At 65.5% G+C, this 20,865-nt stretch carries 20 protein-coding genes and 1 pseudogene; 11 read left to right on the plus strand and 10 right to left on the minus strand.

Annotated elements, in window-relative coordinates; genetic code table 11:
• Positions 1-5 precede the first annotated feature (5 nt).
• A complete protein-coding gene (gene sctS, locus NG898_RS20960) occupies positions 6-281 on the minus strand; it encodes a type III secretion system export apparatus subunit SctS (RefSeq protein ID WP_024978637.1) in 276 nt (91 codons plus the stop codon).
• A 44-nt stretch (positions 282-325) separates the two neighbouring features.
• Positions 326-2,276: pseudogene (locus NG898_RS20965) on the minus strand (FHIPEP family type III secretion protein).
• A 325-nt stretch (positions 2,277-2,601) separates the two neighbouring features.
• Between NG898_RS20965 and NG898_RS20970 the strand changes: the two are divergent.
• The 4 genes from NG898_RS20970 to NG898_RS20985 are packed head-to-tail and all read left to right on the plus strand — an operon-like array spanning position 2,602 to position 6,030.
• Positions 2,602-3,450 (plus strand): helix-turn-helix transcriptional regulator, encoded by an 849-nt coding sequence (locus NG898_RS20970; protein WP_252694247.1) that lies wholly within the window; start codon positions 2,602-2,604, stop codon positions 3,448-3,450.
• Positions 3,447-4,535: a type III secretion system cytoplasmic ring protein SctQ gene (gene sctQ, locus NG898_RS20975; RefSeq protein ID WP_252694248.1), complete on the plus strand. Its 1,089-nt coding sequence runs from the start codon at positions 3,447-3,449 to the stop codon at positions 4,533-4,535. Before NG898_RS20970 ends, sctQ begins: the two co-directional genes overlap by 4 nt.
• Before the next feature lie 53 nt (positions 4,536-4,588).
• A complete protein-coding gene (sctR, locus tag NG898_RS20980; RefSeq protein ID WP_092971978.1) occupies positions 4,589-5,248 on the plus strand; it encodes a type III secretion system export apparatus subunit SctR in 660 nt (219 codons plus the stop codon).
• Between the two features lie 11 nt (positions 5,249-5,259).
• Positions 5,260-6,030 carry a lytic transglycosylase domain-containing protein gene (locus NG898_RS20985; protein ID WP_420803712.1) on the plus strand — a complete coding sequence of 257 codons (771 nt, stop codon included), beginning with the start codon at positions 5,260-5,262 and terminating at the stop codon, positions 6,028-6,030.
• 36 nt (positions 6,031-6,066) lie between these two features.
• On the opposite strand, the gene NG898_RS20990 is transcribed toward NG898_RS20985, so the two are convergent.
• On the minus strand, positions 6,067-7,146 hold the full coding sequence (locus NG898_RS20990) for a helix-turn-helix transcriptional regulator (RefSeq protein ID WP_252694249.1): 1,080 nt from the start codon (positions 7,144-7,146) through the stop codon (positions 6,067-6,069).
• A 450-nt stretch (positions 7,147-7,596) separates the two neighbouring features.
• Here NG898_RS20990 and modB point away from each other — a divergent pair, with 450 nt between their 5' ends.
• A complete protein-coding gene (modB, locus tag NG898_RS20995; protein WP_252694250.1) occupies positions 7,597-8,283 on the plus strand; it encodes a molybdate ABC transporter permease subunit in 687 nt (228 codons plus the stop codon).
• Complete coding sequence (locus NG898_RS21000; protein WP_252694251.1) at positions 8,280-9,023, plus strand: ABC transporter ATP-binding protein; 744 nt, start codon at positions 8,280-8,282, stop codon at positions 9,021-9,023. The genes modB and NG898_RS21000 overlap by 4 nt, the downstream gene beginning before the upstream one ends.
• Here the strand turns inward: NG898_RS21000 and NG898_RS21005 are convergent.
• The 4 genes from NG898_RS21005 to NG898_RS21020 all read right to left on the minus strand — a co-directional run bounded on the left by NG898_RS21005 (position 9,020) and on the right by NG898_RS21020 (position 13,769).
• Positions 9,020-9,517, minus strand: a complete 498-nt coding sequence (locus NG898_RS21005) for a flavodoxin family protein (protein ID WP_252694252.1) — start codon at positions 9,515-9,517, stop codon at positions 9,020-9,022. The genes NG898_RS21000 and NG898_RS21005 overlap by 4 nt on opposite strands.
• Before the next feature lie 6 nt (positions 9,518-9,523).
• Entirely contained in the window at positions 9,524-10,336 is an 813-nt protein-coding gene (locus tag NG898_RS21010) for a TOBE domain-containing protein (protein WP_252694253.1), read from the minus strand.
• 58 nt (positions 10,337-10,394) lie between these two features.
• Entirely contained in the window at positions 10,395-10,898 is a 504-nt protein-coding gene (locus NG898_RS21015) for a DUF6622 family protein (protein WP_252694254.1), read from the minus strand.
• A gap of 123 nt (positions 10,899-11,021) precedes the next feature.
• Positions 11,022-13,769: a sensor domain-containing protein gene (locus tag NG898_RS21020; RefSeq protein WP_252694255.1), complete on the minus strand. Its 2,748-nt coding sequence runs from the start codon at positions 13,767-13,769 to the stop codon at positions 11,022-11,024.
• Positions 13,770-14,482: 713 nt separating this feature from the next.
• Between NG898_RS21020 and NG898_RS21025 the strand changes: the two genes are divergently transcribed.
• The 4 genes from NG898_RS21025 (at position 14,483) to NG898_RS21040 (ending at position 16,874) form a co-directional block, all read left to right on the plus strand.
• On the plus strand, positions 14,483-14,881 hold the full coding sequence (locus tag NG898_RS21025) for a glycoprotein (protein WP_252694256.1): 399 nt from the start codon (positions 14,483-14,485) through the stop codon (positions 14,879-14,881).
• Complete coding sequence (locus NG898_RS21030; protein ID WP_252694257.1) at positions 14,878-15,309, plus strand: hypothetical protein; 432 nt, start codon at positions 14,878-14,880, stop codon at positions 15,307-15,309. The genes NG898_RS21025 and NG898_RS21030 overlap by 4 nt, the downstream gene beginning before the upstream one ends.
• 52 nt (positions 15,310-15,361) lie before the next feature.
• Entirely contained in the window at positions 15,362-16,285 is a 924-nt protein-coding gene (locus NG898_RS21035; protein ID WP_252694258.1) for a helix-turn-helix domain-containing protein, read from the plus strand.
• Between the two features lie 148 nt (positions 16,286-16,433).
• Positions 16,434-16,874, plus strand: coding sequence for a universal stress protein (locus tag NG898_RS21040; protein ID WP_252694259.1), 441 nt, complete (start codon positions 16,434-16,436; stop codon positions 16,872-16,874).
• A 64-nt stretch (positions 16,875-16,938) separates the two neighbouring features.
• Here the strand turns inward: NG898_RS21040 and NG898_RS21045 are convergent, their stop codons facing one another.
• The 3 genes from NG898_RS21045 to NG898_RS21055 form a co-directional block, all read right to left on the minus strand.
• Positions 16,939-17,493 carry a Spy/CpxP family protein refolding chaperone gene (locus tag NG898_RS21045; RefSeq protein WP_252694260.1) on the minus strand — a complete coding sequence of 185 codons (555 nt, stop codon included), beginning with the start codon at positions 17,491-17,493 and terminating at the stop codon, positions 16,939-16,941.
• Positions 17,494-17,598: 105 nt separating this feature from the next.
• Positions 17,599-18,258, minus strand: a complete 660-nt coding sequence (locus NG898_RS21050) for a response regulator (protein ID WP_252694261.1) — start codon at positions 18,256-18,258, stop codon at positions 17,599-17,601.
• Positions 18,242-19,798, minus strand: a complete 1,557-nt coding sequence (locus NG898_RS21055) for an ATP-binding protein (RefSeq protein ID WP_252694262.1) — start codon at positions 19,796-19,798, stop codon at positions 18,242-18,244. The genes NG898_RS21050 and NG898_RS21055 overlap by 17 nt, the downstream gene beginning before the upstream one ends.
• A gap of 263 nt (positions 19,799-20,061) precedes the next feature.
• Here NG898_RS21055 and NG898_RS21060 point away from each other — a divergent pair, with 263 nt between their 5' ends.
• Positions 20,062-20,841, plus strand: a complete 780-nt coding sequence (locus tag NG898_RS21060; protein ID WP_252694761.1) for an AraC family transcriptional regulator — start codon at positions 20,062-20,064, stop codon at positions 20,839-20,841.
• Positions 20,842-20,865: the final 24 nt, after the last annotated feature.

Genomic DNA, 20,865 nt, shown 5'->3' on the forward strand with positions numbered 1-20,865 from the left:
CCCCGCTAGAAAGGCGCCACACCGCCGTAAAACACCTGATCGAGTGCCATGCGGGCAAAACGCAGCACTTCGCGTCCGCCCCACCCCGCCAGCACCACGATGGTCACCATCACAGCAATCAGCCGCACCGACAGGCCGATGCTCTGATCCTGGATCTGCGTCACTGCCTGCGCGATGGCAATCAGCAACGCCGATACCGTCGCCACCGCCACCACGGGCAACGAGACCAGCAGCACCAGAAGCAAGCCCTGGCGCGTGGCTTCGAGAATGGTGGCGCTCATGTTCATGGGCCTGTCTCCTTGCGTGTTCCGTGCGTTCTGTGTGTTCAGGCGGGGTTGGTCACCCAGCCCACGGTGTTGAGTTCGATCGCTTCGTCGATCTCCTGGTACGACAGCACCGGCAGATCGCCAAACACCGGCTGCAGCATCGTTTTGACGTAGCGCCGGCAATTGAGCGACACCATCACCGCCAGCGGGCGGCCATGGCGGTCTTTCTCCAGCGGGCGTGTGCCGCCAAGGATCTTCACCACCTGGTCGGTAATCGCCTGCTTGGCGTCACGTGTGAGGCTCAGCACGCTGCCCTGCTTGGTGTGCACGACGGCTTGCTCGATGCGTTCCTGCAAGGACTGCTCGAAGAGCACCACATCGAGCACGCGGCTGGTGCCGCAGAACTGCTCGGTGATCTGGCGGTGCAAATCCACGCGCACCAGTTCCACCAGGCCGATCACGTCTTCGGGCTCTTTGGGCGACCACGTGATCAGGCTCTCGAAAATGGCACGCAGGTTGCGGATCGACACGCCCTCCTGCACCAGCCGGCGCAGCACTTCCGTAATGCGCTGCGGAGGCACCAGGCGCGTGAGTTCGGCCACCAGCTCGCCGTGCTCGCGGCGCATGATCTGGATGAGGTTCTGTGTTTCCTGAATGCCGATGAGCGAAGCGGCGTTGCGCTCGATGAGCGTTTCGACTTCGGCGGCCAGGCGGTCTTCGGCGGGCACGGCACTGTCTGAAATCGCATCGCGCTCCGGCAGCGTGCCTTCGGCGGCCAGCACGTCCTGCACAAGCAGCGCGTAACCGTGGGCAGGCAAGGCCGCATCCCAGGTCAGTTGTACGCGTGGGAACACCGCGCCGAGCCTGCGCTGCACGCGCGATTTGGCTTCGGCCAGGCGGGTCTGCAAAGCAACGAGTTCGATCTTGCCGCGCAGGTCTTCCGACAGGCGCACCGCAATGGGCGCCGCAATGCCTTCTGCCGGCGAGCCAGCTTCGGGTTCGGCCAATCGCCGGGCATCGGGGCCGAGCACAAGCAGATCGAGCGGCGGAGCCTGCCGGCGCTGGCGCATGCGGAGGAATGCAGCCGAAGCGGTGCCGATCGCCAACAGCAGGAACGACCACTTCGGAAACCCCGGCACCAGCAGGAAGGCCAGCAGCACGCCGCTGGCCATCAGCATGCCGCGCGGGTGGGCGGTGATCTGCGCACCGATCTGCTGGCCAAGGTGGCGGGCCTCGCGGTCACGCGTCGCCACGCGGGTGGTGACAATGCCGGCTGCAATCGACACCAGCAGCGACGGAATCTGCGAGGCCATGCCGTCACCCACCGTCAGGATCGCGTAACGGTGCAGCGCATCGCCAATCGACATGCCGTGCATCAGCGCACCCACGGCAATACCGGCCAGGATGTTGATCACCGCGATGATGATGCCGGCAATGGCGTCGCCCTTGACGAACTTCATCGCGCCGTCCATCGCGCCGTGCAGTTGCGATTCCTGCTCCAGTGCTTCGCGGCGGCGCTTGGCTTCGTCCGACGTGATGATGCCGGCGCGCAGATCGGCGTCGATACTCATCTGCTTGCCGGGCATTGCATCCAGCGAAAACCGCGCACCGACCTCCGCCACGCGCTCCGAGCCCTTGGCGATCACGATGAACTGCACCACCGCAATCACCAGGAAGACCACGCCGCCCACGACGAAGTTGTTGCCGACCACCAGCTTGCCGAACGTGTCGATCACGTGGCCCGCGTTGGCCTGCAGCAGGATCAGCTTGCACGAGGCGATGTTCAGCGACAGGCGGAACAGCGTCGTGAACAGCAGGACCGCCGGAAACGACGAGAACGCCAGCGCCGACGGCAGATAGATCGACACGCACAGCAACACGATGCTTGCGGCCAGATTGAGCGAGATCAGCCCATCGAGCACAACGGTGGGCAGGGGCAGAACGAAGAGCGCGACCACCGCCACCACGAACACGGCAATCGCGATGTCGTAATTCACCAGCCGCGCCCAGCGCATGCCGGTGAGCGGAACGTCCAACGCTGCAGCAAGATTCCGAGGCTTTGCCATGGAGCGCCTTTGGGCCCGTTTTGGGGGCCGTTTTGGGGCCGTTTGAGCCGTTGTCCCACGAATGTCCGTAGAAGCCAGGCGCCGTTTCGCACCCGCTTCCCTTGCGAAAAGTGTAGAAGTGAGGGGCCTGTCCGCTCAACGCTGAAACTCGTAGTCGAGCGGTCAATCTCTGACGAAGTTTCGGGGTCGACTACGCTTTTCGGTAGTTCATCGCGGCGTGCGCACGCCACTACAGTGAGTGCATTCACTTGCCACGCGAGAGGCCACGGTTGACTGCTTCGAATGTGGGTGCCGGCGATGTCCGCGCGCCAGTCCTGTTTGGCGAAGAACACATCGTGGTCGATGCGGAATCGATCCGCCTGGGTGCGATGGCGCGCGCCGAGTCCTTCTCTGAAACCGCGCAGGATCTACGGGCCGCACACGGTGCGCAGGAACGGCAATTGCTGCTGCGCGCCGTCTTGCGCAGCATCGGCTTCGACTGGCTCTGCTACTACCGCCTGACACGCATTGGAGAATCGATTACGCGCGTGCTGTACTTCCGTGCGTATTCCCCGCCGAACTGGCCCAAGCGCTACGTCGAGGAGCGCTACTTTGAAGTCGACCCGCGCCTGGCCTTTGCGCTGCGCCACGAATGGCCCCTCGTGTGGGACCTGGCCGACCTGGGCGCCACGCTTACCGCGCCGGCGGATGCGGACCGCCTGCACCGCCTGCTGCAAGACGCGGAGCGCTCCGGCCTGCGCAGCGGCATCAGCTTCGGCGTCGTCAGCCCACGCAGCCTGGAACACAGCGTCATCTGCTTTGGATCGGGCAATAACGCCAAGGGCTGGATTGCCGATAACGTGGTCGGCCAAGCCTATGCCGTGGGGCTGGGCCTACATGAATTTCTCATGCAACACGCCAAGCCATTGCATGAAGACACGCACGCGCGTGCGCTCACGCAGGTGCAACGGCAGATTCTGGAATTCATCACCAGCGGGTTGTCGGACAAGGCGATTGCCGAGCAGCTCAACATGTCGCCGCACAACGTCGACTATCACCTGCGTCAGCTCAAGAAGAAATACGGTGCACAGAACCGCGTGCAGCTGGCCTATATGGCCGGGCGCATGTTCATGACATGAATACGCTCGACGCCCGCATGCTCTGCGCTGTGGACCAGACATTAGCGCGTGCGCTGTCGCGCCTGTATCTGGCGCGCGCGGCACTACCGTTTTCCGTAGGGAACATGCCCTACGAAGCGCGTTGCGAAGCGCATGCCGTGCAGGCTGCGGCACAGGCCTACCGCTTCACGTTGGGCGATGCCCCGGGCTGGCTGCTGCTCGATGCCGCCGCTGAACGTGCATGGCTGGCCGACGCCGCAGATGCGCACGTGCCGCAAGCCCTGCGCTGCGCCGTGCTGGCCGACGCTCTGGCACCGCTCACTCGGGCCATCGAGCAACGCAGCGGACGCGCGCTTATGTGGTTGCCAGAGACCGCCTCGCCCGACGTACGGCTGGACCGGCCAGACGTCCTGCAAGTGATGATCACCCGCCGCGATGACGAATCCGTCGGAGACGGTGCCGCACCGTGGCTGGCACGCGCCGGTCTGCTGTTCGACGCGCCGCAGGTGCTGGCCGAACTGTGCCCGCCGGAGCTGGCCGCGGAGCCCATTCCGCTGGCCGCGTTCATGGGCACGCAGGTGCCGCTGCGCTTCGAGCTGGGCGCCACTTTTCTGTCGCGCCGCGACTTTGCCAGCATTGCGCTGGGCGACATCGTGCGCATCGAAAAATGGCTGCCCGCAGGCAATGCGCTGCGCTGCGTGGCCCGTGTGCGGGGGCAACTGCACCTGCGTGTGTTCGGACAAGTGCAAGGCAACCGCATCGTCGTGGAAACCGTAGAGGAAAAGCCGATGACAACAGAGAACCCAGCCCCCAATACCGCTGCATCCGGCACGGAACCCTCCGCGCGCCCGCTTCCCACCGACAGCCTGGACGACATCGAACTGGTCACCACTTTCGAGCTGGAAGAGCGGCGGCTGTCATTGGCCGAACTGCGTGCGTTACGGCCCGGCACGGTCATGGAGCTGGCGCAGCCGCTCAATCAGGCTGTCATCCGCATCCTGGCCAATGGCATGCCGGTTGGCGAAGGCCACCTGATTGCGGTCGGCAACCGGCTCGGTGTGCGCGTGTCGCGCTTCATCGGTCAGGCGGCACCGGGGCAGGCATAACTAACGCCCCCTCCCTCAACAAGAACAACGCATCGACACACTCGACACACCCAATGGGAAACCTGCCCAATCCCGTAGCGATGATTGCCGTGGTGGCGGCGCTGGGCATCGCGCCCTTTGCCGCGCTCATGGTCACGAGCTACACCAAGCTGGTGGTGGTGTTTGGCCTGCTGCGCTCGGCGCTGGGCATTCAGCAGGTACCGCCCAACATCGTGCTCAACGGCATCGCGCTGATCCTGACGGTGTTCATCATGGCGCCGGTCGGCATGGACATGGTCGACAACCTGCGCGGGCGCAACTTCAACCTGAGCAGCCAGATGAGCGTGGATGACGTGATCGCCATCCTTGATGCCGCGCAGCCGCCGGTGAAGAAATTCCTGGAGACCCATACGCTGGAATCGGAGCGCAACTTCTTCGTCAAATCCGCCACGAGCATCTGGCCCAAGGAGCGCGCCGCCGGCCTCAAGAACGACGACCTGACGGTGCTCGTGCCGAGTTTCACCCTCACCGAGCTGATCAAGGCGTTCCAGGTGGGCTTCGTGCTCTACATCATCTTCGTGGTGGTCGACTTGGTGGTGGCCAACCTGTTGCTGGCCTTAGGCATGCAGATGATTGCGCCGACCACCATCTCGGTGCCGTTCAAGCTGCTGCTGTTCGTGATGCTCGATGGCTGGTCGGTCCTGGTGCACGGGCTCGTGCTGTCTTATCGATAGAGGTGGCGACCATGCGTGCCAGTGCTTTTATCGTTGCCGCCATGGCGTTTGGGGCCTGCATGGCAGCCACGTCTGCCGTGGCGGGGCCACGCATTGATGCGCGTGCCTTCGCCACGCTGGCTGCCACATGCGCGCCACGAGTTGATCGCCTCACGCTCGAAGCGCTGGTGCGCACGGAGTCTGCCTACAACCCGTATGCGATTGGCGTGGTGGGCGGCAGGCTTGTGCGCCAACCCGCCACGCTGGAAGAAGCCGTGGCAACCGCGCGTTCACTGGAGCGCCAGGGCTACAACTTCAGCGTCGGGCTCGGCCAGGTCAACCGCTACAACCTTGCGCGCTTTGGCGAGACACTGGAATCCGCGTTCGACGCCTGCCGCAACCTGCGTGCAGGCGGCACCATCCTCGCCGAGTGCTTTGCACGCTCATTGCCGCGCTACGGCGATCAGCAGCAGGCGTTGCGCGCGGCGCTGTCGTGCTACTACAGCGGCAATTTCGAGACCGGCTTCCGCCATGGCTATGTGCAGAAGGTCGTCGCCAACGCTGGCGACGTGCCTGCCATCGTGCCCGACGCTGCCGGTGGGCGAATCGAGCCGATTCCTGTCGTGCCCGCCGGCGGCGCTACGCCGGCTGCAAGGGCACCCCGCCCCGTCTCTGCACCAGCGCAACCACGGGTGCTGACCGGCAGCGCGTGCACGGGCCGGACCGGCCGGCAGGTGATGATCGTTGCGTGCAATCGCGCCGACGGTGCGTCGTGCCTGCGCTGCGTGGCACTGCCGCGCTGATGCCGCGCGGCAGCTTCCACATCGCCCCTTCCCCTGTCAGATCAGGTTCAGGCGGCCCGCAATGTAGGCCAGCTGAGCGCGGTTGGTCGCGCCGTAGCGGCGGCGAATCAGGCGCAAGTGGTAGTCAACGTTGTGCGCCGTGGTGTGCAGCTTGATGGCGATTTCCTTGTCGCTCATGCCCGCGGCCAGGCACGTCAGCACACGGCTTTGCATGATGGTGAGCGGTGCCTCTTCCCCGGATACGCACGTGTTGCGCGTGAACGTTTGCAGTGGCGCCCGCCAGACCTGATGCAGCGCCATGCCAAAGAGGATCGACTGGCCAAGCACACTGTCGCTGATCCATTCCCGCCCTGCATGCGGCGAGCTGAGGCTGACGATTGCATGGTTCATGCCCTTGCCCGCACCCAGGCTGAACATCACGCCGCTGCGCAGGCCGTGTTCGTCCATCGCCTGAAGCAGCGCGCGCATTGTCGGCTCCATGCGCGCCTGGCCGCGCGCCAGCGATGCCAGATCCCACACCAGCGGCATGCCGGTGGCAAACACCGCGGGCAGGCGCGGGTCGACGGTGAACAGACGCTCGTCGCAATAGCGCTGCAGGAACCGCGGCGCCACGTAGTTCTTGAGCATGGCCACCGTGGGCGGCGCGTTTTCGTGGCGCTCGGTCAGCGCGTAGGTGAGGGACGAAAAACCCATCAGCCCCATCAGCCCGGACACAATGCGTGCGCGCTCGGCCACCCCGCGTGCGGCCTGCAGTTCGGCAGCCAGGCGCAGGCGACCCGGCTGTGCGGGCGCGGGCTCGAACAGCAGCGCGTGCTCGTCCACGGGAACAACGTCCGTGCCGGACGGCAGCGGCACGAAGAAGCGATCGCCGTTGGCGGCATCGTCTGCTGCGGTGCGTGCGGCCAGGGAATCGGCGTGCCCGGGTAGCGATGCGCTGTCCGCCTTCGGGGACAGTGCATCCAGGTCGAGCTGGAGGGAAGCGCTTGGGCAGGTGGAAACACCTGACTGCGCGTCCGCCCCCTTGAGCGCGGTGCGCATGTCCATCAGCAGCGCCACGTCTTCGGCGCGGGGGAAACGTACTGCCTGCAAACCATCTGAGCGATGTGCGGCGGCCATTGCCGTCCTCCGGTCATGTTGGAAACACCTGCTTGGCCGCCGGAAAGCTTCCGGCCATAGCCAAGACTGTTTCCCCCCCGGGGGATGACATTTGCTGTGCGGTGACCCTGAGCACCGCTGGGCATGGATCGTGAAAAGCGACGTCCGGCCTACGTTTTGGCGCATTGTTGCAAGCCGATGGCAAGGTTGTCCAACAAAACTTTTTAGTGCCCCACCATCGACGTGGCTTATGTTGCAACGCAGCGGAGGACGCCGCTGACAGCTGTGGCAGGACGGCGCATCCATGCCCCTTGCGGCATGCCGGACATCACTGTGTCAGGATTGACCGTGCGTTATATCCAACCCTATATTGCGAATAATTAACCCAATCTGTCGCCGGCGCCCAACGCGTCACCTCGTGGTTTGCGGGAATCATCCGGCCAGCCAACCGCACCTTCGCAACGTATCCGCATGTCCGCTTCCATCTGGACGCCTCTGCTGCTCTCACTCAAGGTGGCCGGCTGGGCGACCGTCCTGAACCTCGTGCTGGGCGTGGGCGCGGCTTACGCGCTCGCGCGCACGCGCAATCGCCTGCGCGACGTCATCGATTCAATCCTGACGCTGCCCCTCGTCCTGCCGCCCACGGTGCTCGGTTATTACCTGCTGGTGCTGCTGGGCCGGCGCGGCACGATCGGGGGGTGGCTCGACAGCCTCGGGATTCAGCTCGTCTTTACGTGGCAAGGCGCGGTGATTGCCTCCACCGTGGTGGCGTTTCCGCTGGTCATGAAATCCGCACGCGCCGCCTTTGAAGGCGTGGATCACCAACTGGAAAATGCGGCGCGTGTGCTGGGGCTGCCGGAGGCTGCCGTGTTCTTTCGCGTCACGCTGCCACTGGCCGCACGCGGCATTGCTGCCGGCGTGCTGCTGGCCTTTGCGCGTGCATTGGGCGAATTTGGTGCCACGCTCATGATTGCCGGCAACCTTCCGGGCCGCACGCAAACGCTGTCCGTCGCCATCTACGAAGCCGTGCAGGCCGGCGACGACGCCACGGCCAATACGCTGGTGCTGATCACATCGCTCACCTGCATTGTGGTGCTGGTGGTGGCCAGCCGCCTGCTGCAAGGGCGCGCGCCGATCCTGCAGGAGCAACTGGCATGAGCGGCGGCATGATCGACCTCGTCGTGCAGAAAACGCTCACCAGCGCAGCGCGCGTGTTCTCGCTGGACATTGCCGTACGCTCGGACAGCCGGCGCGTGGTGCTGTACGGGCCGTCGGGCGCCGGCAAGAGCCTCACCTTGCGCGCCATTGCCGGCCTCATGACGCCCGAGCGCGGCCGCATCGTGCTGAACGGCCGTACGCTGTTCGACCACGCCGAGAGCATCAACCTAAGCGCGCAGGAACGTCGCGTCGGCTACCTCTTCCAGGACTACGCGCTCTTCAACCACTTGACTGTGGCGCAGAACATCGCGTTCGGGCTCAAGCGCGGGTGGTTCAACCCGCCACGCCGCACACGCGACCCTCGCGTGCAGCAGTGGATCGACACGTTCGAGCTGGGCGCCGTCGCGGCCAATTACCCGACGCAGATTTCCGGCGGGCAGCGCCAGCGTGTGGCGCTGGCCCGCGCGCTGATCGCCGAGCCGTCCATGCTGCTGTTAGACGAGCCCTTTGCCGCACTGGACCCGGCGCTGCGCACGCGCATGCGTTCCGAGCTGTCTGCCCTGCAGGCGCGGCTGCAGGTGCCGATGCTGATGATCACGCACGATCCGGCCGATGTGGAGATCTTCGGAGACCACGTATTCGAACTGCGCGATGGCCGCGTCGTGGCCGATGCCGTGCGCGCGCCCGATGCGGCGCCGCTATCGCCGTATCCGCATCTGACGGCGGTGGTGAACCGCTAGAAAACACCTAACGCGAGCCCGGTTGCCATGGCCTGCCCGAGGGTGCGGCAGCGCTCCAGATCGACTGCACCAATCTGCTTGGGGGCCAGGATGGCCTCGGGCGTTTGCGCATGCGTGCAGACGATGATCGGCTCGGCCACGGCCTTGAGCCGCCAGCCGGTGGCAATGCGCTCAATCTGGCGCACCGCGTTCTGGCCATCGCTGCCTGCACAGATCAGGCATGCGTATGGCCGGCCGTTGATACGGTCGAGCACCGGGTAATAGCAGCGGTCGAAAAAATCCTTGAGCTGTCCGCTGATGGCGGCGAGGTTTTCCGGTGTCGCGAAGAGATAGCCGTCCGCCGCCAGCACATCGTCGGGGTCAGTCTGCGCCGCGTGCAGCAACCGCACGGCAACGCCGCCCTCTTCCGTGGCACCCGCCTGCGCGGCCTCGGCCATCTGGCGCGCACCGCCCGTCATCGAGTGGTAGACGATCAGCAGGGTTTTGGGCGTCATGAAGGCTTAGGCCAATCCCAGGATCACGCTCGATGCCTCAAAGACGGCCACGGCTTCCACGCCTTCGGCGAGTGCCAGTGTTTCCACAGCGGTACGCGAGAGCGTGGCCACCAGCACCGTTTCCCCCGCCGACGCGGCGTTCGCATCCAGCAGGCGCAGGCGCACTTCGGCTTGCACCGCGCCATCGCGGATTTCCGTGACCACGCACGGCAATTGGTTCTCTGCCGAGACGCGCCACGCGCCGGCGCCACGCATCAGCATCACGGCAGGCGCCTTGATGAGCGCGACGGCCTGCACGCCCGGCACCAGCCCCAGCACGCGCGTGCTTTCCTGCGTGATGGTGGCGGCGACAGCCTGGCCGCCGGGCAGGCGCAGCGTCACCACATCGTTGACGGCGCCCGGTGCGACCGATTCGACCGTGCCGAACAGCGTATTGCGCGCGCTCGTGCGCAGCATCAGGCGGCGCAACAGGTTGACGTCTTCACTGGCGGCTTGCGCGGCAGCATCCAGGCGCTCGACGAAGCGGCGGTGCTCGGCTTCCAGTGCGCGAAAGCTCTCGATCAGCCGTTGCGCGCGGGGCGTCAGCACACTGCCGCCACCGCCCTTGCCGCCCGTGGTGCGCACCACGAGGGGCTCGCCGGCTAGGTTATTCATGGTGTCGATGGCGTCCCACGCGGCCTTGTAGGAAAGACCCACGGCTTTGGCGCCTGCCGTGATGGAGCCGGTCTGTCCGATGGCAGCCAGCAGTTCGATCCGGCCGCGCCCGCCCCAGTTGTCTTCACCGGCGCGCAGCCAGATGGTGCCGTCGAGTTCCAGCATGTCGTCTCGTTTTGGATGGAGATTGCAACATGCAGGATGTTAACGCTGATTTATCGGCTCAAGCCGCCGCCAGGCGCGGCGTACGCACATGCAGCAGCACCGAGCGCGAGAGCAGCAGGCCGCCCAGAAAGCCGAACAGCGCGCTGAACATCGCCATGAAGCTGGCGGAGTGCGAGACCTCCGGGTGCATCGCCAGCATCACGTTGTAGGCATAGCGGGCGGCGAACAGGCCCACGATCACCACCATCGGCACCCAGCTTCCGGGCACGCGCACGGTGTCGGCGGTTTCAGACACGGCACCGTTGGGCGGCGACATGTACGTGAGCAGGAAAGCCACCAGAACGGCGACCAGCCACATCGTCAGCGCCAGCGCGCTGCCGTGGCTTGCCATCGACACGCCATAGAGCGAGTACGCGGCCACCACCAGCGGCAGCACGATCAGGCGGCGGCGCGAGACGATGCGGGGCTGCATCTGACGCACCCCAATGGCGATCAGCACGGCAAACACGACGAACACCCAGGCGGGCGTATGCGACACGATGGAGGCGATCGATTCGAGCATGGCGGTCTCCCTGTTGGAATGACGCCAGCTTAGGTGCCGGCCCCCGCACGCGGGAGCGGATTGCGACGAACGGCAGAAACGCCGGTGCGAACGGCTCAGTCAGCCATGCAGCCTGCCGGGCGGTCAGCCCAGCGCGGCGCGTACGCCGGCATCCACCACCGACAGGTGCGCCCGCAGCAAGCGGTCGAAACCTTCGGCCGTGACTGGCTTGCCGATGTAGTAACCCTGGATTTCCTGGCAGCCCGCCTTGGCGAGGAACTCCACCTGGTCGGCGTCTTCCACACCTTCGGCGGTGACCGTCATGCCCAGGGCGCGCGCCATGGCGACGATGGCCTCCGTCAGCGCCACGGAATCCGGATCGCCCGGAATGCCGGTGATGAACGAGCGGTCAATCTTCACGTTGCTGATCGGGAAGCGCTGCAGATACGACAGCGATGAATACCCGGTGCCGAAATCGTCGATGGAGATCCGGATGCCCTGCGCGGTGAGCGCATCGAACATCGGGCGGACTTCATCCGCACCGCCCATCAGCAGGCTTTCGGTAATTTCGACTTCGAGCGCGGTGGGCGGCAGGCCGGTGTCGGCCAGCGTCTGCTCGATCATCGGCACCACGTCGCCGGCCTGGAACTGGCGCGCCGACAGGTTGACCGCCATGCGGAAGTCGTAGCCAAGCGCCTCGTACCAGATCACGGCCTGCTCGCAGGCACGCCGCAGGACCCATGCGCCAATCGGCACGATCAGCCCCGTCTCTTCCGCCACCGGGATGAACTCCACCGGCGAGATCGCCCCGAGCTTGGCGCTGTTCCAGCGCAGCAGCGCCTCGGCGCCGACGATGCGATGGCTGGCCAGGTCGTACTTGGGTTGATAGACGAGCTGCAGTTCGTTGTTCTCGCGCGCGTCACGCAGCGCGTTTTCCAGCATGTAGCGGCGTTGCAGGCGGGCGTTCAGTTCAGCCGTGTAGAACTGCGCGCGGTTGCGGCCGTTCTGCTTGGCGCGATACATGGCGGCGTCGGCCGAACGCAGCAGGTCGGAACCCGAAATACCGTCGTGCGGATACAGCGCCACGCCAATCGACACGCCCAGGTAATACCGCCCGTTGACGGTATCGAACGGCTCGCGCATGGCCTGAAGCAAACGTTCAGCCAGCAGCGCGATGCGCTTTCCTTCGACACGCTGGTCGATCAGGATGACGAATTCGTCGCCGCCCAGGCGGGCGATCATGTCGCCAGGGCCGATGCAATCGGTCAGGCGGGCGGCGGCGCTTTGCAGCAGCGTGTCGCCGCAGGCATGGCCGGCAGTGTCGTTCACGCTTTTAAAGCGGTCGAGATCAAGGAAGAAAAGCGCCAGTTCGCGGCTCTCGTCGCGTGCGCTTTCAATGGCGCTTTCCAGGTGTGCGATGAAGAAGCTGCGGTTGGTCAGCCCTGTCAGCGCATCGTGGGCGGCCAGATGGCGCAGGCGCTGCTCGGCGCGCTTGATGTCGGTGATATCGGCAAACGACAGCATCACGCTGCTGGGCGTGGGCTCGGCGTGACGACGGATCGGAATGATGTTCTGCCGCACCCACATCAGTTCGCCCGTCTTGAGCAACAGCCCATACACGCGGCCGAAGATGGGTTCGCCAGTGCGCAGAACCTGCCCGGACGGCATCATGGTCAGGCCGACTTCCTTGCCGTCTTCATCCACGACGCGTTGAATCGGGTCGAGCCGGTTACGCCCGACAAGCTGCCCTGGACGCACGCGCAGGATGCGCTCGGCGCTGGCGTTGGCGGCCTGCACCACACCGTCCGGCGACATGATGACGACGCCTTCATGCAAGTTCGAGATCGCCAGGCGATAGCGTTCTTCGCTTTCGGCCAGGCCGCGCTCGACGTTGTCCTTCTGAATGGCAACGCCTGCCAGGTGGGTGACGTCGTCGAGGAAATGCTGTTCTTCTTCCACGGGCATGCACGGTTGTCGATAGAACAACGCGAGCACACCAAGCTTGTCCCCGCGCGATGAACGGATCGGCAACGCCCAGGCAGAAACAAAGCCCGCTGCCAGCGCGGCCGTGCGTTCACGCTGCCAGCGCGGGTCGGTCGCAATGTTGTCGATGAGGACGGTGTCGCCCAGGTACACGGCGCAACCGCACGCACCGGCGTCAGGGCCGACAGGGTTGTTCTCCAGTGTGGCGGCATAGGCCGCGGGCAGCGTGGGCGCAGCGGCCACACTCAGGGTCTGGGAGTCGGCGTCCAGCAGCAGCAGCGCCGACATGGCATTCGGGTAGACCTGCTCGACGTACAGACACAGGTGGCGCAGCACCGTCGACAGTGTCGCATTGGAGGCAAGTTGCGCAAGCACGGCATTCTCCGAAGCGAGCAGGCGGCGCGCATGCAGTGCTTCGGCGCGAGCCTGTACGGCGTGGCGCTCCAACGCATGGCGCGACACGGCTTCGCGCAGCACGATCATGACGGCGGGCTGCCCCTCGTGCTCGCACGCGGCGGCTTCGCTGGCAACCAGCACGTGCGTGTAGTCGGCGCGCACCAGACGGTGTTCGACCGGCTGTGCAGAGACGCCGCTGCTCACCATGCCCGCCAGGCGTGGAACCACCTGGGCAACGTCATCAGGATGAATCAGGCCGGCGAGTTGCAAGTCCGCCAGTTGCGCAGGATCCTGCGCGCCCAGCAAGCGGGCGGCGGCCGGGTTGGCTCGCACCACGCGCCCATCTACCGTCAGCAATACCGCGTCGGACGAAAGCCGCGACAGCGCGTCGAAATCGGTACCGCGCGCCTCAGTCATTGCGCCAGCCATGGCCGCCGGACGTTGCACGGCCCCAGGGCCCGGCGCAACGTCTGTAGGAGAGGCTCCAGCCTGGGCCGGAAGAAACTGGGTCATGGGCAATGCGATGGCTTGAGCAATAACAGCAACAGCAACGGCAATGGGAAAGCGAGACGTGAGATTACGCGTGTCTCGACCCTAACCACAACGGCGCGCCGGCAGAAAACTGAAGGGTGCTGCGTGCGATACCCCTGACGGGCGTGTGGCGGCCGTCCTACGTTGCATGCCCCAAGAAAAAACCCGCGCTCAGTTGACGAGGCGCGGGTTGAAATCTCTGGACCGTGTCGATCTGTTCCAGAGAGGAGAACCGACCCATGAGGCAAACGATGCAAAGTTGCATCGCATCGCCATGTTGTGAATCATAGTTGCCCCCTTGGAAAAACAAAGGGCGGAAAAGACCGGATATTTCGTCCCATTTTCATTTCCGCCGACCCATTTGTTTTGGCACTGCACGAACCCCTGTGCTGCTTGTCCCGTCTGCTTACATCGTCTGCATGTGCGAGCCTTATGGGCGGTTCGTTTCACGATGCCGACGATGCCGGAAAAATCTCCCCGGCATATCGGTTGGTCGCTACATTGGCGAGAATGTTCCAAGCTGCCCGATTATGTCGGTTCACGGGAAGTATTTTGCGCAGGCAAAATCACGCCGGAGTGGCTCATGAGGCAGATTGCCGCGTCAAGTTCGGGCGCGGCGTGCCGTTACTGGTCGAAAGAGCGCGCCTGTCCCGTGACCTAGCAGGCGCAATTTGGATGCCCGTGCCTGGACTGTCATGCCGTCTCTGTCTCCCCCCACTGGATCGCTTTCACGGCGCACGACGCGGTTGCTGATTGCCGTGAGCGTGCTGGCCGCCCTTGTTGCGTTGCCGCGCGCACACGCTTCAACGCCGCCTGCGGCCGCAGCTGCACCTACCTCCGGCCGGCCACCCGTTGCTGCTGCCCCGCCCGCACCGATTCCGGCCGCCAAGATGACCAAGGCGACGACCGTTGCCTCTACCGCCCCGACTTGCCAAGCGATCATGCGGCGCCTGTCGGGCAGCCTGGCTGCCACGCCGAGCACGGCCGACAAGCCGGGCACCGTGATGATCGACGTCGACAAGGCGGGCGTGATGATGGCCTGCAGCCATTCCGACTCCATTGCCATCCCTGTACCGGGTGGCAAGCCGCGATGACACCCATCGTCTTCGCACACCGTGTCATGGCCGGCATGCTGGCGGCGCTGGCAGCGCTGTCCATGCCGGCAGCCGGTGCTGAGCGCTGGATCAGGCTGGCCGATCAGCCGGACAGCTACGCATCGCTCGACGTCGGAAGCATCCAGCGCATGCCCAGCGGGCCGGTCAGCGCATGGGTGCGCGTAGAAGCGTCGAACCGCTCGGGCATGCGCTCGCTTCAACGCATGTTCGGCGCCTTTCGCGGCGACATGGCCGATTTTCTGTACACCATCGATTGCCGCAGCCGGCAGTTCTCTGTCTCGCAAGCCAAGCTGTATCAAGGCGCGCTGACCGTCAGTGAACGGCAGCTCGCCAACGATGCGGGCTGGCAACGCGTGGATGCCGTGGGCCTGGCCGGCGAGGTGGCACGCCAGCTCTGCAGCGGATAGCGTCCAGGCTTCTTGCATCGCATCGCAGTGCCATCGTTGGTAACATCGACGCGTGCGCCCCGCCCCCAAGTCCCCTTCGCCTCAACCTGCCGACCCTCGCGTAACCGCAGACGCGAGCGTCTTCGGCACGCTTGCACGCGGCTCACGCGCATCGCTCGAGCGCGTGACGAACCTGGGCGATGGCGTGACTGCCGCCATCTGGCGCAACGAGCACGATGAGGCGCGCTACATCCAACCCGAGCACCACACGCTGTCGGTCTATCTGCAAGGCGGCTACACCACGCACCGGCAAGATCTGCCACACCTGTTCGGCGCACCGGGTCGTGTGTGCATGCTGCCGGCCGAACATCAGTCAAGCTGGGTGATCGAGCAGCCGATGCGTTTCGTTCATCTGTATTTCACGCCTGACGCGTTGGCCGGGCACGCCGTACGTTTGCTCGACGCAGAGCCCCGCCTGTTCACGCTGCACGATCGCACCTTCATTGAAGATGTTCATCTCGCACAAGCGTGCGCGAACATCGCTCAGCTCGACTGGACCGACCTGGACGAGCGCATGCGCGCCAACGCGCTGGCCAACGACACGCTGTCGTATCTCGTGCAGACCCAGGGCCGCACGCGGGCGCTGGCCGTACGCGGCGGACTGGCGCCGCACGTATGCCGGCGCATTGCCGCGCGTATCGACGCCGAGCTGCATCTGCCCCTGTCGCTCGGGCAACTCGCAGCAGAAGCAAACCTGTCGGAGTTCCATTTCGCACGGATGTTTCGGGCATCGTTCGGGGTGGCGCCGCATGAGTGGGTGATGCAGCAACGCATGGCGCGCGCGCAAACGCTGTTGCGCACCACGACCCTTGCGCTGGCGACGATTGCCGAGCGCTGCGGCTTTGCCAGCGCCAGTCATTTCAGCCGGCGATTTGCTCTGCAGCTCGGCGCGTCGCCGTCGCGCTACCGGCAGGCGTGGCACGGGGCTAGGCCGTAGCCTGCCTCGTCAATATGCGAACGACCGTGCATCGCGATCGCCCGGTTCTCCATATCAGCCGAAAAGCTGCGCTGGACTAGCGTTTTCCACGATAGAGGCGCATCGGCGGGCGCAGTAACGTGGAGATGGGTTCCCCATGGAGACCGCCATGTTTACCCATATCCTCCTGCCGACCGACGGCTCCGAACAGTGCCGCAAGGCCATCGACGGCGCGCTCAAGCTGGCGCGCGCCACAGGTTGCCGCCTCACCGCCTACACGTGCATTGAAGAATTCCCCAACATGGCCTATTCGGCCGGCGTGGGCGAGTGTCCGCATGCGCACTACATGGAAACGGTGCAGGGCCACGCCAAGGCCTGCATCGACCGCATTGCAGAGCGCGCCCGGGAAGAAGGCGTGCAGTTCGACAGCGATGTGTCGCAGTTTCCCGAGCCCTATCTGGGCATCCTGGATGCGGCCAAGCGGCACGCGTGCGACGTCATCTTCATGGCATCGCACGGGCACCGCAGCCTGATGGGACGACTGTTGATCGGCAACGAGACGCGCAAGGTGCTGACCTACGCGCATGTTCCGGTGGCGGTCTACCGCTAGGCATCCGTTCACGGGCCGCCCGCTGCGGACCGAGAACCGATTCCATCTTTGGGTCAGTCCCGAATTACATCATCGGCGCAGGTTCCAACCCGCCTTCTCCGGGCTCGAGCTCGGCCACACGCTGAGCCTCACGGTCGGCGATCTGCTTACGCTGCTCCGGCGTGAGCACCTGCATGATCTTGGCGCCAGCCTGCGCGCGCAACTGCGCTTCGCGAGCCACGGCGCGGCCCAATGATTCAGTCAGGCTGCGCGCACGCGCTTCGTCATACTGACCCGAAGCCACCATCTGATGCAGATCGCGCCGGGCGTGCTCGATGGCCTTGCGTTGTTCGCGCGCTTCGGGCATCTGCGCATATTCGATGGCGAAGATCTTGTCACGCTGCTCTTCGGTCAGCTTCAGGCCGCGCAGGAAGGGCGCGCCGCCATGATGCGGGCCCATGCCACGCGGGCCGCCGGGGCCCATGCCTGGCCCGCGCTCCATCATGCCCGGACCATGTGGTGACATGGGTGACATGGGCGAGAGCGGAACAGCGCCGGGCCCAGCGGTCTGGGCCAGCGCGGCGCACGAAAGCAAAAGTCCGGCGGCAATACCGGCCACGCGGGAAGTCACAGCGGTCATGTTGAGGCTCCTGATGAGATCGTCGGCCGGACATGCCAGCCATACGCTCACTGTAGCCATCGACATCGCACCAAAGGTGGGCAAACAGAGGAGTTTTCTTGAACCTCAGGCGTCAAGGCGATAACCCACGCCATAGACGGAATGAATCAGATCGGTGCCCGGGCTCACCTGCTCCATCTTGCGGCGCAGGTTCTTGATGTGGGTATCGACCGTGCGGTCGGTCACGATGCGGTGGTCGTCGTAGATCTGCTCGAGCAGGTTCGAGCGCGACAGAATGCGCCCCGGTGCACCCGCCAGCGCGGCCAGCAGGCGAAACTCCACTGGCGTGAGGTCGAGGCGCTGCCCGCGCAGCGTGGCGGCATAGGCGGCACCGTCGATCTGCAAGGCGCTTTCCGGCATGCCGCCACCGCGCTGTACGCGGCGCAGGATGGTCTTGATGCGCGCCACCAGTTCGCGTGGGCTGAAAGGCTTGCAGACGTAATCGTCGGCGCCCAGCTCCAGGCCGAGCAGGCGGTCGATTTCTTCAACACGCGCCGTCACCATGACGATGGGCACCTCGCTGAAGGCGCGTACCTCGCGGCAGATTTCCAAGCCGTCCTTGCCGGGCAGCATCAGGTCGAGCAGCACGAGTTCGGGTACCGTCTCGCGAACGCGCTGCGTGGCATGCGTGCCATCGGCCAGCCACTCGGTCTCGTAATGAGCGGCGCGCAGATAGTCGGTCATCAATGCGGCCAGCTTGGGTTCGTCTTCAATGATCAGAATCATGGTCGGCTAGCGGATCAAGCACATCAAGAACAGGCAGGCGGATGGCGATCCACAGCCCGCCCAATGGCGAATGTCTGGCTTCAATGGTGCCGCCGTGTGCGGCAACGATGGTCTGGCACAGGCTCAGGCCCAGGCCGGCCCCGCCCTGCGCCCGGCTGCGCGAGGCATCCACGCGGAACAGGCGGTCGAAAATGCGCGGCAGCATCGCCTCGGGCACGCCCGGCGCGGTGTCCTGCACGTCGATCTGCTGCCAGTCACCGTCCTTGTGGACATGCACGCGCAGCGTGCCGCCGGCATCGGTGTAGCGCAGCGTGTTTTCCAGCAGGTTCTGCATGACCTGCCGCAGGCGCTGCGCGTCGCCCTTGACCAGCGTCTCGTGCGACGGCGCCTCCGGCAAGTCCAGCTGCAGCGCGATGCCCTTTTCCATCAGACGCGGCGTGAAGCCCTGCACGGCGCTGCACACGGTATCGGCCAGGTCGAGCGGCTCCATGTGGAAGGCGAGCGCGCCCACATCGGCCAGCGAGAGTTCGTACAAGTCGTCGATGAGCTTGTTGAGCGTCGCCACCTCCGCCTGCAATGAGGCGAGCGAGGTGGCCGTCAGCGGGCGCACGCCGTCTTCCAGTGCTTCCAGTTCACCGCGCAGCACGGCCAGAGGCGTGCGCAGTTCGTGCGAGATGTCGGCCGTGAGCTGACGCCGCATCTTCTGATTGGCCTCCAGCGATGCGGCAAGGTGGTTGAAATCCGCCGCGAGCCCGCCGAGTTCATCGCGCGAATGCACGTCGACACGGGTGGCGTAGTCCCCATCGGCCATGCGGCGTGCGGCATCCGTCAGCCGGCGCATCGGAGCGAGCAGACCGCGTGCGAGCAGCACCGCCACCAACGCCGCCAGCAGAACCGACAGCCCCGCGATGATCCACGTCGCGCGCAGCTGCTGCGCCTGGAATGCCTGGTCGGCGCCCTCGGGGACCCGCACGCGCGGGGGCATGGCCAGCCAGCCGATGGTCTGGCCGTTATGGTGCAGTTCCTGCCATCGCGCGTTCGGCCCGAGCGGCGGCCCGTCTCCAATGACGACGTTGCGCTGCGCATCAAGCAGCCAGATTGGCGAGTGCGGCATCGGCGGCTCGCCGGGCGGGTGCGAGGGCATGCTCCCTGCGGGAGGCGGCCCGGGCGGCGGCGGCATGTCTCCGTCGATGCCGCGGTCCGGGCCGGGAGGGAGCGGATCAAAGCGATGGCCCGGTGGCAGGTCGAAGCGGTCGCCGCCCATGCCGTTGGCGCGTGCCCGGGCGCCTTCGCGGCGCAGCAGGCGGAACCACGCCATGCGATCGTTGCGCAGGAAATCCCAGTTGCCGTGCTGCGTGTAGGCGGCCTCCACGCCCTGCGCGAGTACGGCCATGCGCTCGGATTCGCGCGCGTTCACGTAGTCGAGAAAATTGGCGTCAAAGCGCCAGCGCACCGCGGCGCCCATGGCGAGCGCCACAACGATGCTCAGCATGAACAACGCGACGAACAGCTTGGAGGTGATACCGAAAGACGGGCGCATGGATCAGTCAGGGGCTGCCGGGCTCCGCTAGCGGGAGCGGTTCCCGCACTGCCCCGGCAGCAGGCACGGCCTCATCTTACCGGGCGCGCTGCCGCAGAAAGCGCCAGCATACCAACCGCCTGTGGGCAAAAAATGAGCGAAATGCGAAGAAAGCGTATGCTGCTGCCACGCTACAGATCCATATATTTGCGTATCTCCCTCACAAGGAACCGCCCTTGCCCAGCCGGTCGGCCAACCTCGCGTTTTCGATGCATCGCTGCGCCATGCGCGGCGTGGAAGCCGTTGCAGCAGATTCCGGCCACGCCTTCCCGCGCCACACGCATGGGCAGTTCGGCATCGGCATCGTTGATCGGGGGGCGCAGAGATCCTTCAGCGGACGCGGCACGGTAGAAGCCGGCGCAGGCGACGTCATCACCGTCAATCCATTCGAAGTGCACGATGGCACACCCATTGGCGATGCCGGCCGCGCTTGGCGCATGCTTTACCTCGACCCCGGCGTGGTTGCCGAGTTGGCAACGGACCTGCAGCCCGGCCACTGCGGCGACGCCGAGTTTGACCGCCCTGTCATCCACGACGCAGACCTCGCCGCCCGCATGCGGCCGCTGTTTGCGCAGATGACGGTGCCCGCCGCGCAAAGCGATGCACTGCTGCGCGAGCAGTTGTTGCTGTCCGTCCTGGCAGACGCGCTGCACGCCTCCAACGACCGCACCAACCACCACGCCGACGCCGCCCCCGACGCCATCCAGCTTGCCCGCACCCGCATCGACGACGACCCCGCGGCCGCCATCTCCCTGCTCGACCTCGCGCACGAGACGGGCCTCAGCCGCTTCCAGGTATTGCGTGGTTTTGCTCGCGTGACCGGTCTCACGCCTCACGCCTATCAGGTGCAGCGTCGCGTGGCGCTGGCGCGCCGGCTGATCGCCCAAGGCCAGCCGTTGGCGGAAGTTGCCGCCGCATGCGGTTTTGCCGATCAAAGCCACATGACGCGGCAGTTCGTGCGCAAGTACGGCGTGTCGCCGGGCATGGTGGCAGCGGCGCGCTAGCCGCATCCTCCGCACCCTAGCGCT

Source organism: Ralstonia mojiangensis (assembly GCF_023955645.1).
In the GTDB taxonomy this organism is placed as follows: Bacteria; Pseudomonadota; Gammaproteobacteria; order Burkholderiales; family Burkholderiaceae; genus Ralstonia; species Ralstonia mojiangensis.

Excerpts from the sequence above, each read along its gene's own strand:
- sctS (WP_024978637.1), bottom strand. The coding sequence starts at position 281 with ATGAGCGCCACCATTCTCGAAGCCACGCGCCAGGGCTTGCTTCTGGTG.
- sctQ (WP_252694248.1), top strand. The coding sequence starts at position 3,447 with ATGAATACGCTCGACGCCCGCATGCTCTGCGCTGTGGACCAGACATTA.
- sctR (WP_092971978.1), top strand. The coding sequence starts at position 4,589 with ATGGGAAACCTGCCCAATCCCGTAGCGATGATTGCCGTGGTGGCGGCG.
- NG898_RS20985 (WP_420803712.1), top strand. The coding sequence starts at position 5,260 with ATGCGTGCCAGTGCTTTTATCGTTGCCGCCATGGCGTTTGGGGCCTGC.
- NG898_RS20990 (WP_252694249.1), bottom strand. The coding sequence starts at position 7,146 with ATGGCCGCCGCACATCGCTCAGATGGTTTGCAGGCAGTACGTTTCCCC.
- modB (WP_252694250.1), top strand. The coding sequence starts at position 7,597 with ATGTCCGCTTCCATCTGGACGCCTCTGCTGCTCTCACTCAAGGTGGCC.
- NG898_RS21000 (WP_252694251.1), top strand. The coding sequence starts at position 8,280 with ATGAGCGGCGGCATGATCGACCTCGTCGTGCAGAAAACGCTCACCAGC.
- NG898_RS21005 (WP_252694252.1), bottom strand. The coding sequence starts at position 9,517 with ATGACGCCCAAAACCCTGCTGATCGTCTACCACTCGATGACGGGCGGT.
- NG898_RS21010 (WP_252694253.1), bottom strand. The coding sequence starts at position 10,336 with ATGCTGGAACTCGACGGCACCATCTGGCTGCGCGCCGGTGAAGACAAC.
- NG898_RS21015 (WP_252694254.1), bottom strand. The coding sequence starts at position 10,898 with ATGCTCGAATCGATCGCCTCCATCGTGTCGCATACGCCCGCCTGGGTG.
- NG898_RS21020 (WP_252694255.1), bottom strand. The coding sequence starts at position 13,769 with ATGACCCAGTTTCTTCCGGCCCAGGCTGGAGCCTCTCCTACAGACGTT.
- NG898_RS21025 (WP_252694256.1), top strand. The coding sequence starts at position 14,483 with ATGCCGTCTCTGTCTCCCCCCACTGGATCGCTTTCACGGCGCACGACG.
- NG898_RS21030 (WP_252694257.1), top strand. The coding sequence starts at position 14,878 with ATGACACCCATCGTCTTCGCACACCGTGTCATGGCCGGCATGCTGGCG.
- NG898_RS21040 (WP_252694259.1), top strand. The coding sequence starts at position 16,434 with ATGTTTACCCATATCCTCCTGCCGACCGACGGCTCCGAACAGTGCCGC.
- NG898_RS21045 (WP_252694260.1), bottom strand. The coding sequence starts at position 17,493 with ATGACCGCTGTGACTTCCCGCGTGGCCGGTATTGCCGCCGGACTTTTG.
- NG898_RS21050 (WP_252694261.1), bottom strand. The coding sequence starts at position 18,258 with ATGATTCTGATCATTGAAGACGAACCCAAGCTGGCCGCATTGATGACC.
- NG898_RS21055 (WP_252694262.1), bottom strand. The coding sequence starts at position 19,798 with ATGCGCCCGTCTTTCGGTATCACCTCCAAGCTGTTCGTCGCGTTGTTC.
- NG898_RS21060 (WP_252694761.1), top strand. The coding sequence starts at position 20,062 with ATGCGCGGCGTGGAAGCCGTTGCAGCAGATTCCGGCCACGCCTTCCCG.